The following is a 12,350-nucleotide window of genomic DNA, read 5'->3' as shown; positions in this document are numbered from 1 at the left end:
GACGGGCGTTTGTTCGTCAGAATAAAGATTTTACCTGGCAAGAAAAAATAAAACCGGCGCATCAGGCACCGGTTTTATCTGTGAGTGTTAATTATCGGTCAGGCATTTTACGCCGGTTTTTGCTCCGTTTTCGTTTGCGCGTTTTCCAGCATCCGACGCACCGGAACAATCAGCACAATCAGTACTGCCGCACAAATCAGCAATGCAATGGAGCAGCGGGCGAAGAGATCAGGCAGCATGTCCAGTTGGTCGGCCTTAACGTGCCCACCAATCAGACCCGCCGCCAGGTTACCTAAAGCGCTGGCGCAGAACCACAGGCCCATCATCTGACCCCGCATTCTTTCGGGCGCTAACAGCGTCATGGTCGCCAGACCAATCGGGCTCAGACACAACTCACCCAGCGTCAGCATCAGGATGCTGCCCACCAGCCAGAACGGCGATACGCCTGCTCCACCGTTGCTCAGGACATTCTGCGCCGCCATCATCATCAGGCCAAAGCCCGCTGCCGCGCACAGAATACCGATAACAAACTTGGTGATACTGCTCGGGCGCACATTTCGGCGCGCCAGTGCCGGCCAGGCCCAGCTAAAGACCGGAGCCAGCAGGATGATAAACAGGGCGTTGATCGACTGGAACCAGACGGCTGGAATTTCGAAATCTCCGATCATGCGGTTGGTGTAGTCGTTCGCGAACAGGTTGAACGAGGTTGGTTTCTGCTCAAACGCCGACCAGAAAAAGGCCGCAGAAACCAGTAAAATAAAGCAGACCAACAGTCTGGCGCGCTCTTTGCGGGTCAACCCGGCAAACACGAACAGATAGATAAAGTAGAGCGCCACAGACGCGGCAATAACGTAGACCAGCATGCTGGCAACGGCGACCGGATTAATGACAATCACGCCCTGGGCAATCAGCGTCACAATGATGGCAACACCAACGGCCAGCGCCAGCAACCAGCGTCCCACGCCGTTTCTCTTCACCACCGGGCTGTTCCAGGTCGAATCAAGCCCCACTTCGCGGTCATAGCGTTTCATGGAAGGAACGGCAAACACGCGGAAGATGATCAGTGCGACCAGCATCCCGATCCCACCGATACCAAAGCCCCAGTGCCAGCCGTGAGATTTGATTAACCAGCCAGAGATCAACGGGGCAATGAATGACCCCATGTTAATCCCCATGTAGAACAACGAAAAACCGCCATCGCGGCGGGCATCGCCTTTCTTATAGAGGGTTCCCACCATGACCGAGATACAGGTTTTGAACAGACCCGACCCCAGCACGATAAACATCAAACCGATGAAAAACAGGTTGTCGCCCATCCAGGCCGACAGGGCAATCGACAGATGGCCGAGCGCGATCAGGATCGAGCCGTACCACACCGCGCGTTGCTGCCCGAGCCAGTTATCCGCGAGCCAGCCGCCCGGCAGCGCTGCCAGGTACATACTGCCGGCAAAAATACCGACGATAGCAGACGCATTTTCCCGCGCCAGTCCCATGCCACCGTCGTAGACGGTCGCGGCCATGAACAGAATCAGTAACGGACGAATGCCATAAAACGAAAACCGTTCCCACATCTCCGTGAAGAACAGTGACCCCAGCGGATAGGGATGGCCGAAGAACGTTCGGCTTTCGTTTTTATTAACAGAGGAATGCATAATTTCTCCCGAAATGGTGTGTTGTCTTGCTTGTAGCCGCTGAATTACCCGCCGACCATTCATCTATCTGGTCGATCATTCACATCCAGCGAAATATTATTTAACCATTTGATAACCATAAGACAGTTTTGTCTAGTGCCAACATCGGGACTTTAAGATGAAAACTCGATAGATGTCTAGTTTTGTAGATTTTCTGTTTGATAAACAAGGATAATGATTGACTTTAAAGGCTTGCAAATAATTGCCTATCAATTTTTTAATAAACAAGGTGTTATCTACAAGCATTGTCCCGGGAAGCGCGAAGGATCGAGCTGTATCTTCCAAGGCATTTTTTTACTGAGATACTTGCACGGGAGGTTGAATCGCTTCGCCGTCGCCCGAATGACATGGCTGAATCCTGAGGATGAATCATGCCCTTGCCAGGTAAGGTTCCCTGTTATAGCGAAAAGCCCGACAGCGTAAGCCATCGGGCATCGGGTTTCTCTGGTTGCAGCACAGAGCAATTGTCGTTTATACCATCTCTCGACGTCCCATCAGGGCGTAGAGCTTGCCGGCAAAGGTTTCACTGACCGGCCACTCTTCAGCGGCAATACGGGTCGTCGTGTGAAAACCGCACTGCGCCAGCAACTGCAAATACTCGTCATCCCGCCAGGCCCGCGTCTGGCTGCTAAAATGCACAACGCTGGCATCGGCCTTGAGCGCCCAGAACGTCGTGGTGCTGGTTTGCGTTTCTTCATTCCAGCGATTTTCGCTTAATAACAGATGCGGTTCGGCGAGAAAAAGCCCCTCTGGACACCGCTGCCAGGACGCGGGAGCCATCCCCTGTCTTTTGACCTCGTCAAACGTATGCACTTCAATCAGCAACTTGCCCCCCGGCTTCAGCCAGGCTGCACTACGCGCCACCAGCCGTTGCGCATCCTCAAAACTGAAGACATTGATTTCACCGAAGGTCATCATAACGAAATCAAACGTGCCATCAGGCTGGTAGTCGCGGACGTCCTGTTCCTGATAATCAATATCCAGCGCTGCGCTCTGCGCCTGTTCTCGCGCCCACTGCACAGAGGCCGGAGAAAAATCGACGCCAGTGCAATCAAATCCGCGCTGCGCGAGACGTTGAGTGTAAAATCCGGGGCCGCATCCCAAATCAAGTATTGTTGCGCCCACGGGAAGCTGGCGGGCGATCCAGTCGACCTGTTGTTCAATGACCGAGAGTTTACGACTGGCCCAGTCGTGTTCCTGCGACAAATGGTTTTCCAGCATCCTGCGGCTGAAATCCGGATCATTCCACGGGATCTTTCCGCCCGTTTCACGATCGTTGTATTGTCCACTCAGAAGTGTCAGTTCAAGAAGATTCATCCGTTGATCTCATCGTAATGTACCTGGTGGCTGAAATATCGCTCCAGCCTGCCTTCACAACGGGCGCATTATCTCATGCTTCCGGGATTATTTACCCCACTCCAACTCACACCAATTCAGATTTGTCAGCAGGAAAATCTGATAAGCGAACAGGATTAATCACCTTCAGGGTTTTATTTTTGTGTTGAATAATCCCTTGCTGCGCAAGTTTTATCAGCGCACGATTGAGTTGCCTGACAGAAACTCCCAACATGGCCGCGAGCGACTCTCTTTTCTCCAGTTGAATTGTGGCGCCTTCGTTTTGCGTTTTAATAAGTAAGAATTTACGCAATTTAGATTCCACCGAAATCGCGCCACTGGAATGGATCAGTGAATTATGCAGTAGTTTATGACTTAAATTCTGGCACATAAAAAGAAGAAAGGCGGGATCGTTCATCGCGTGTTCTTTTACGGCCTCGACCGGTAGGGTCAGTAACCATGAGTCCGTTAATGCCTGAACGGAACCGACGGCCTTACTTTTCTTAATGGAGAAAAGTTCCATTTCGCCAACCACCGAAAAAGGCGTTTCAAAAGAATAAACCGCGTGCGTCCCGTTTGGATTATGGCGCTCGACCTGCAGTTTACCGTCAACCAGGAAATAGAGATGCGTCAAATAGGTGTTTTGCGTCATCAGATACTCCCCGGCATCAATTTTGACCAGACGCAGTGTCGCTAACAGGGAGGGGTTAATTATCGCCGACAACCTGTTCGTTAAAATAAACCGCTCTTTTAAGGCACTGTCATTGATATTTTTCATCTTCCCCTCGACGCAATCCCATTTTCCCTTTATGGGATAGCACAATAAAGTGAGCGCGGCGATAACAAAAAGGACATCTGTCTCTTTTACTATCGCCAACTCCCTGTGTTGTCACATTGATGCGAATTGACTACTGTGCGTACCACACCTTTTCATGACGTGTTCAGGAACTCAGTTCCACTTAAGTGTCATCAACCTGTCTTCACGGCAGGAGGCACCAGAGGTCTGCGCTACCGACGCTGAATATATTTGTTATGCAAATAAGATGTGGCGCTCATTTTTTGAACACAGCCAGCCCTATTCTGTGAACCGTTTTCAGGAGGTCAAAAACTTGAAAAAGCTTCTGATAGGTTGTTTGTTCGGGAATACGGCAAATTCTCTTGCCAAAAAGATGCAGGTACTGGCTGAAAGCCGCGGCTATCCTCTCATGATAAGCGCGGTGGGGCTGGATAATTTCGAAAGCGTGGCGCCCGCTTTCGACGGTTTTCTCATAGCGCCGCATATTCAGTACAAGCTCAATGAAATTTATGACATTGTCGGAAATGCACGCCCTGTCGCCATTATTGAAAGCCTGCCCTACGCGTCGCTGGATGCGGAGAAAGTGTTAAACTTTGTGAAGGAGAAAATGCCTGAGCTGGCAGCCTGACGCCGCAACGTATTAGCCGCTTCCGCTCATGAATAAGAATAACAGGGGCAATCTCAAAAAATTAAACCCGGTGCGTTACGCCGGGTTTGTCTATGTTAATAAAGCGTCACCCTTTCAAGAATTTCCAGCGTCTTCGGCAGTGCGGCCGCCCAGGGCTGGCTGCTGCCCATCTTGATGTTGGGCTTGTTTTTACCGTGGAAATCGCTGCCGCTGGTCGCCAACAACGCTTTATCCAGCGTGAACTGATAAAGTTCGCGACGAAGTGCTTCATCATGATAGCTGGAAAAAACCTCCACGCCCTGTACGCCGAGCGGCAACATTTGCTCAATCACCGACAACGGCTTTTCCTTTACGTTGGCACCGATATGCGCAATCACCGGAATACCGCCGTTATCAATAATCATCGACGCCATCTCTGCCATGGGCGGCAGTTCAACCTTCACATGACAGGGTTTGTCGCGGCCAAAAAAATCCCAGAAGAAGTTAATCAACGGCATGTCGCTGCGAGAGTTCCCTGCCCGGTACGGCAGCAACAGTTCATGATTCGCATTGCGCGCATCCTCTAAAATTAACTCCGCCATCTGCTCTTCCTGCGGAACGCGATCGCCCGCCAGGGCATACAGGCGATCGACGTCAAGCTGGAACCCGAGCGCCCGAAGTTTCGCCAGTTTCAGCGGGGTCGCGACGCTTTCCAGATGGTGGAAATTCTGCTCGACGACGTCAAAATCCCGACAATCACGACGAAAACCGTAGCCCAGCAGATGATAGTTATTACCCGCAAACGAGCAGTCAATTTCAATGCCCGTCATCACTCTCACAGCGTTTTCATTGCCATAGTGAATAGCTTCCTCAACGGACCGCGCCGAGTTGTGATCGGTTATCGCCAGCACCGCCAGGTTCGCCGCTTTCGCCATTGTCAACAGATCGCTGACAGGGAAATCCGCATCGTCGCTGTATACCGAATGCATGTGCAAATCGATACGCTTCATCATCTTCTCCTTAAGCTGATATTCAGGTACTGCAGGCACTATATGACCAGGCAGGGGATTAATACAGCGCCGCGCGCGCGAAAATTCTGAGTTTGAAAATCAGTAGAAATATCGGTGCGGGTTAATCCGTTTCTCATAAGGAGAACCCGAGGGGAGCATTACGTTCGTCCCCTCATTGTGAAAACGATTAATTTTCCGAATAAAGGAAATAATCAAAATCGGCATTAATGCGCTCGCCGGTGAAATCCTGACAACAACAGATGAAAAATCAACAAAGGGATATCTCTATGATCGATAATCTGGAGACCTCATCGAAGACTTCCGACTTTAGTGGAGAGTGTCTCATGACACTCTCCACTAATATCTGTCAGAACATATAACGGAAATTCGCGTTTATCGCGTTATCCACGTTGTACTTACCAAAGGCGGATTTCTCAAACTCCAGCCCGAAGCGCATGTTGTCCTTTATCTGCGCATTCATGCCGACATTGAACAACATCCGGCTGTCCTTCTCCCCTTTAATCCGTTTCTCTCCGGACGCATCACGAAGTACGGTCTCGCCGTTATTCAGCAGGTCGAACTGCCAGCTGGTGCCGGCCCGGGCCGTCACGCTCCAGTCCTTACCGCTGAAGGTTTTGCCCAGCTCCACACCTGTCCGGCCGACCAAGGGACTGAAGTCCTTGTTCTTCATGCTCAGGTCCATATTTCCCTCTTTCCAGCGGAACGTTTTGCCGGACACCGCGCCATAAACCAGTTCGGCCTGCGGCTCAATAAAGGTGTCCTCCGTCAGGTGATAACGGTAACCCGTTTCGGCACCGGCATACCAGGAGTGCGTACCATAATGCTTCGTCCCCAGACCGGCAAAGTTGCCTGTGTAGTCATTGTCATGGTGAATATATTTACCAATCAAATCGATATAGGCACCGGAATTAAACAGCGCTGAAGCATACAGACCGCCGCCCACGGATTTTGTCTTCCCGCTGAACGCATCACTGTCTGCGCTGCTGTCGGTATAGGTCATCGTGACACCAGTGAACAGGTCCACACCGTCCAGCGTATGTTTTTTGTCAAAACCGACCTGAACGTGAGTGTAGTTATCACTGTACCCGCCGTCTGCTGAACCGGTGCCGTTCATGATACGGGCCCAGGCTCCGGCATCACCTTTCGTGTCACGCAGCTCCCCCATACGTTTATTCAGATTGTTCACTTCCGTCATGAAGTTTTTGTAGCCGGCATTCATGAAACTGTCCGCCTTCGCCGCAGCGGCTTTGTCAGCCTCTGCTCTGAAACCATCCAGAATCCACTTCGTACTGCCGCCGGTGGTGTCGACATGCAGCGTCGGTGTCACCCGGCTGAACCCCGTGACCCGGGTACCGGCCTTAAAGACATCCCCTGCCGTGCCGGCCGGGGCGCTGACCAGCGGGATGTTCAGGGACTGCCCCGGAGCCGGGTTCTTCATAAAGCTGACATTCAGGGTGTTGTCTGAACCGCTGGCTTTCCCCGTCACGCTGATTTTATCGGCGTTTTTCAGGTCAGTACGCAGGACAAAGTCACTGCCCGTGGCATCAAGCGTGTTTACCGTCAGGGTGCGGAAGGCGCCCTTTTCTTCAGACTGTACCCGGCTGTTACGGGCCGTCAGGTTGTTGACGGTGGAATCTCCGGTCAGCTGCCACAGACCACTGTTCATGCTGACGTTTCCCTTACCGCCGGTGATGGCACCGTAGTATGCCGCGTTATATCCACCAAACATTCCTTCAGCCAGTGCGGACGAAACGGAGGAAGACAGCGTCCCGGGCGCATCCGTTCCAATACGGACAGCGGACGGGCTGGTTGCATGAATGTCCCCGGAAACATGTGCCCAGTTGCGGATGTCCAGAGTGGCATTGTTGCCGGTCAAATCGTATCCTTCTGTCATAGACAACATCGGCGTGAACTGACCGTCTGAGCCGGTAACCGGCGTTCCGCTCAGGGAAAGCGTACCATTCTTCCCAATCTGAACCCGGCCGTCACTGTAGAGCCCTTTCTGTGCTTTCAGATGACCGCCGTCACGAACGGAGAGAGCAGAGTTCACGAAGATACCGCTGTCCTGCAGCACGGCCTCAGATGAGGTGACGTTTACCTGACTGTCATGAGCCTCAATCCCGCCGGTGAAGCGGTTGTTAATGTCCAGCGTGGAGCCTTTCTGCAGCGTGATATTGCCCTGATACTGGCTTTCCACCGGAGAAGATGTACCTTCCTCCGGATTGACGTAATTACCGGTACTGTCATTTTTATCAATAATGACCTTATTACTTCCCAGCGTGATATGGCTGTTGTCCGACTGTATGTCACCGTTCAGGACAGCATTACGTGAAAGATGGAAGTCAGCATTCTTCAGCGACAGCGTTTTCAGTGTGAACTGACGGTTCTCCCAGTCTTTCTGGGTCAGGGAGACGGGGGCACTGCCGTTGACTGAAGCATGGATAACCGGATGCCCCTGGAAAATCAGACTGCCCCCCTCTTTACTCAGGTTTCCGCCAGGCAGATTTACGGAACCATCCATCACCACCTTACGTTCACCCGGCAATTGCGGGATAGTGACATCCATATTCCCGGTCAACTGGCCATGATAGATGACGGGCTGTTTTGCACGTTCAGCCAGGACCCGGTCTTTTACTGTCTGAATGGCTTTGTTTTTATCAGTACCGACAAATTCCCATTGTTTCGGGTCATTCAGGCTGTTCCCCCACAGGGTATTACCATAGGTGGAGGATTTAAGAATATAGTAGGATGTCTGTCCATTCAGATTACGGCTGTATAAGCTTCCGGGTGTACCTTTTCCGCCAAACGGATTAACAGTACCAATCGGGACGCTGACTTCTTCATTATTTGCTGTAGACAAATTCAGTGACAGGTGGGATTTATTCGCGGCCTTGTTTGCAATGACCGCACCATAATCAGACACCCGCAGACGAGTGAAAGTGATATCGTTACCGTTCAGGTCAAGCACCCCTCCCCGATAACCCCAGGAGATATTATCCGGGTTAACCTGTCGTGAATCCGCAAGCACAACGGTCGGACGTCCACTGGCAAGATTGACTGAGCTGAAAGCCTGGACATTTCCTGCGGCATCAGGCTTTTGAGCCAGAATGACAGTCCCGTCCCCGGTTTTAAGCCCGCCGGGATTAACCCCGATACCGCTTACGGTCAGCGTCCCTTCACCAAGTTTATGCAGGTTGTCACCGGCCACGCCGTTGACCTTCCAGGTCACATTAGTACCTTCGTCCGTAACGATACCGGCACCTGTCCATGTTTTTCCGGCGTCAGCAGACACTGTGTAACTGTCTTTAAATTCCAGATAGCCGGCCCCCTGCGTTACGCTGTCTTTCAGGAGAATTGTGCCGTTCTGTCCACTGAACACCAGATTTTTGCCCGAATTGAGGTCTTTTCCTTTCTGACCGTGCATATCCCAGGTTGTTGTCCCCTGAGACAATGTGCCAGTACCGGTATTCTGGTCAAAATGCCAGGCAAGAGGTTCTTTACCAGAGACAGCAGCGACAGGGGTATCGAAATCCTCTTCCATAACCTTATTCAGATAATCGGTCGGAATAACGTTCCACCAACTTGTTGCTCCAGTAAGGCCAGCATAGGATCTTAAAACACCAACCATGACCCATTTTTTTTGCAATGAGTCGTAAGCAAAAAGCGGTGAACCACTGTCTCCGGGAACGCCATAACTTGGTATGATCCCATTAACCGGATTGAAAGTCTGGCCGGGGTTGGTAACAATGGTTCCGTTTGAAATGAGGGGAGTACCAATTGTTCCCCCTGTTTTAAAAGCATATCCGCCTGCAATCCTGGTTAATTTTCCATCCCTGTCTTTTGTATATTGCGCTCCACTCCCCACACGATAAAACTCCGTATAACGTTCAGTATTTTTATAGGCATTAACTTTGGTACCTTCAGCTGTAACGCTGACAGGGGCAACTTCAGTGACCAGTTTATTCAGGCGTGGTGCATGGAAATCAGTAGAGGGGTGATCATTACGATCGACTATCGTATAAGTATTTTTCCCATCACCGAAACTGACACTTTGATAACCACTGTTATGTTTCACACTGGCCAGATACTGCGGCGAAATCAGTGTGGCCACCCCACTGGTACTTACGCTACTGAAATCCGCCATTGGTGCTTTATCCAGACGACCTACAAGCTGACCATTTTTATCATAGACGGGGATATCAGTAGCACCGGGAACAAAGAGTCCTTTATTCTCTGCAAAGTCGCGAAATAACTGATAAGAAATATCGTCTCGAACAATACCAGCCTGTGACATCATCGGATAAGATAAACAAGTCACAGAGATGCTAATAAGTGATATTTGCTTTAATTTCCGGCTTGTTCGTTTAACCACCCGGCTGGCCAGCTCAGATACAGCAATGAGCCCTTGCGTAACAGGGCAATATTTAAGTGAATATATTTTGTTCACAGCAAACTCTCCACGACCCTCATAGATAACATCAACAATTAAACTAATTTATATTCAGCTAATAAAAAAGGATATGTTAAACATGACAAAAGAAAATAAAGTATAATTATTTTAAATTAACACCTCCGCCAATCAATAAAGTCCCGACACTTCACTTTTTGAAAACATCATTTTCCTGATCTGGTGTTAACTTTTATATCATAAAATTATGCATATTCATGTCGATTTATCAAAAAATTCATTTAATTATCATTTTGTGATATTTTACTGCCACCCCCCCCCAAAAAAAAAAAAAAAAAAAAAAAAAAATCATAAACATCAAATATTAGCATCAATAGAATTACACCAATCAACAAATCAGTTTTTCCTTATTGACCTTGCGTAAGAGGCTGCTTATATCGAAATTATTTTGAGGCGTTGAATCGCCACGGATAATCCAGACACTTCAGAGCCGTTGATAATATTGATTTTCACTTTCTGCCGGTGGCATCCGATCGCCAGAACCATACCGACGTTTATTGTTATAAATATTTCGATGTAATCAAAAATATCACTGCGGCTTCTTCACGCGTTCCGTAGAACTATTTCTTTATCCGTTCACGCTTCAATAGCGGGAAAAACTTTCTGCAACGGCGTTGTCGTGGCATTTACCACGACGACTCATACTACAACCCTTTAGTCCGTGTGATTTCGGAAACGACTGTCACTCATAGCTTGTGTATGACGACCTTGATCAGAATGAACCAGCACCTGTTTTGAGGATTACGTCGCCAGACGGCCATCAGAGGCGTATTTATCTCTGGATATAGCAACCCTGTCGCGTATGAAGCTTGATCGGGGGCATCTTCCTGGATCGAACACAGAATGCCCCCACTGATGCCCCCGGCTGTGACTAGATTCCGGTTGAGTCCCGTTGATAACAAGAGATAAGATCGGGCTATAAACCGCAGTAGATGGGCTTTAATTGATTTCTGTAGGCCTGGGAAGCGTTTGAAATGGTGCCGATAATAGGAGTCGAACCTACGACCTTCGCATTACGAATGCGCTGCTCTACCAACTGAGCTATATCGGCCCTGAAGAGGACGTGACCACGAGTGTGAACACGGGGTAGAAGGTTAAAACTAACCAGGCGATGCGTCAATAGCCTTGCGAATCAAGTGGCTGATTTTGCATCACCCGGCGTTATTTAGGCACGAATCGTATCGTCACCAAAGCCGATCCACTTATAGGTAGTCAGCGCTTCCAGCCCCATAGGACCACGGGCATGTAATTTTTGCGTACTGACGGCAACTTCCGCACCGAGACCAAACTGTCCGCCATCGGTAAAACGGGTCGAGGCGTTGACGTATACCGCGGACGAATCCACTTCGTTCACAAAACGGTTCGCGTTGTGCATGGTGCGCGTCAGGATGGCGTCGGAATGCTGAGTGCCGTGCTCGCGAATATGCGCGATGGCGTCATCCAGGTCCGCGACGATTTTGACGTTCAAATCCAGCGACAGGAACTCGTCGTCAAATTCTTCCGCTTTCACTGCCACCACGTTTGCCGGGCCCGAGCTCAACAGGGCAAGCGACCGTTCATCCGCATGCAGCGTTACACCGCTCTCCGCCATCTGCTGACTCAGCGCAGGCAGAAAACGCGCCGCGATGTCCTGGTGCACTAACAGCGTCTCTACCGTGTTACAAGTACTCGGACGTTGCGTTTTCGCATTGACGATAATCTTCAGCGCCGGGGCAATCTCTGCGCTGTCGTCGACAACGATATGACACACCCCAATCCCACCGGTGATCACCGGAATGGTCGACTGCTCGCGGCACAGCTTATGCAGACCCGCGCCGCCACGCGGAATCAGCATGTCGATATATTTGTCCATGCGCAGCATCTCATTCACCAGCGCACGGTCGGGGCTTTCAATGGCCTGAACCGCCGCTTCCGGTAGCCCGCAGGAGGTTAACGCCTGCTGGATCACGCGCACGGTGGCAGCATTGGTGCGATACGTCTCTTTACCGCCGCGCAGAATCGCCGCATTGCCCGTTTTCAGGCACAGAGAGGCGACATCGACGGTGACGTTCGGGCGGGCTTCATAAATCACGCCAATCACGCCCAGCGGCACACGGCGACGCTCCAGACGCAGCCCGCTGTCCAGTAGCCCTCCGTCAATCACCTGCCCAACCGGATCCGCCAGATTGCAGACCTGACGGACGTCATCCGCAATGGCCTTCAGGCGCGCCGGCGTCAGCGCCAGGCGATCAAGCATCGCCTCGCTCAGACCGTTCGTACGCGCTTCGGCCACGTCCTGCGCATTGGCGTTCAGGATAGTTTCCGTTTGCGCTTCAAGCGCATCAGCTATTTGTTCCAGCACGCGATTTTTTTCGCGGCTGGAGAGTTGCGCCAGTTTGTACGACGCGGCTTTGGCAGCAATGCCCATTTGTTCCAGCATTTA

6 protein-coding genes, 1 tRNA gene and 2 pseudogenes are annotated in these 12,350 nt (G+C 50.8%); 1 reads left to right on the top strand and 8 read right to left on the bottom strand.

The window, feature by feature from the left end; all coding sequences use genetic code 11:
* Window positions 1-107: 107 nt before the first annotated feature.
* The 3 genes and pseudogenes from ACQ0PY_RS05600 to ACQ0PY_RS05590 form a co-directional block, all read right to left on the bottom strand.
* Window positions 108-1,652 (bottom strand): peptide MFS transporter, encoded by a 1,545-nt coding sequence (locus ACQ0PY_RS05600; RefSeq protein ID WP_043001668.1) that lies wholly within the window; start codon window positions 1,650-1,652, stop codon window positions 108-110.
* A 522-nt stretch (window positions 1,653-2,174) separates the two neighbouring features.
* A pseudogene (locus ACQ0PY_RS05595) lies at window positions 2,175-3,008 on the bottom strand (class I SAM-dependent methyltransferase); the annotation flags it as partial.
* 106 nt (window positions 3,009-3,114) lie between these two features.
* A complete protein-coding gene (locus ACQ0PY_RS05590; protein ID WP_043001670.1) occupies window positions 3,115-3,804 on the bottom strand; it encodes a Crp/Fnr family transcriptional regulator in 690 nt (229 codons plus the stop codon).
* 331 nt (window positions 3,805-4,135) lie between these two features.
* Between ACQ0PY_RS05590 and ACQ0PY_RS05585 the strand changes: the two genes are divergently transcribed.
* Complete coding sequence (locus tag ACQ0PY_RS05585; RefSeq protein ID WP_043002012.1) at window positions 4,136-4,450, top strand: PTS sugar transporter subunit IIB; 315 nt, start codon at window positions 4,136-4,138, stop codon at window positions 4,448-4,450.
* Between the two features lie 95 nt (window positions 4,451-4,545).
* Here ACQ0PY_RS05585 and ACQ0PY_RS05580 read toward each other — a convergent pair whose 3' ends face one another.
* The 5 genes and pseudogenes from ACQ0PY_RS05580 to proA all read right to left on the bottom strand — a co-directional run bounded on the left by ACQ0PY_RS05580 (window position 4,546) and on the right by proA (window position 12,347).
* On the bottom strand, window positions 4,546-5,442 hold the full coding sequence (locus ACQ0PY_RS05580) for a PHP domain-containing protein (protein ID WP_224267569.1): 897 nt from the start codon (window positions 5,440-5,442) through the stop codon (window positions 4,546-4,548).
* 364 nt (window positions 5,443-5,806) lie between these two features.
* Window positions 5,807-9,907 (bottom strand): S6 family peptidase, encoded by a 4,101-nt coding sequence (locus tag ACQ0PY_RS05575; protein WP_109739915.1) that lies wholly within the window; start codon window positions 9,905-9,907, stop codon window positions 5,807-5,809.
* A 445-nt stretch (window positions 9,908-10,352) separates the two neighbouring features.
* Window positions 10,353-10,704 (bottom strand): annotated as a pseudogene (locus tag ACQ0PY_RS05570) (IS3 family transposase); the annotation flags it as partial.
* 199 nt (window positions 10,705-10,903) lie between these two features.
* Window positions 10,904-10,979 (bottom strand) — tRNA-Thr (locus ACQ0PY_RS05565).
* A 114-nt stretch (window positions 10,980-11,093) separates the two neighbouring features.
* Window positions 11,094-12,347 carry a glutamate-5-semialdehyde dehydrogenase gene (gene proA, locus ACQ0PY_RS05560; RefSeq protein ID WP_054177340.1) on the bottom strand — a complete coding sequence of 418 codons (1,254 nt, stop codon included), beginning with the start codon at window positions 12,345-12,347 and terminating at the stop codon, window positions 11,094-11,096.
* Window positions 12,348-12,350 lie beyond the last annotated feature (3 nt).

The sequence above is a fragment of the Citrobacter sp. LST-B2 genome (genome assembly GCF_057983045.1).
This window is presented reverse-complemented; position numbering and strand designations above follow the sequence as displayed.

Bases quoted from the DNA above. Each gene is read 5' to 3' on its own strand.
- ACQ0PY_RS05600 (WP_043001668.1), bottom strand. From the start codon at position 1,652: ATGCATTCCTCTGTTAATAAAAACGAAAGCCGAACGTTCTTCGGCCAT.
- ACQ0PY_RS05590 (WP_043001670.1), bottom strand. From the start codon at position 3,804: ATGAAAAATATCAATGACAGTGCCTTAAAAGAGCGGTTTATTTTAACG.
- ACQ0PY_RS05580 (WP_224267569.1), bottom strand. From the start codon at position 5,442: ATGATGAAGCGTATCGATTTGCACATGCATTCGGTATACAGCGACGAT.
- proA (WP_054177340.1), bottom strand. From the start codon at position 12,347: ATGCTGGAACAAATGGGCATTGCTGCCAAAGCCGCGTCGTACAAACTG.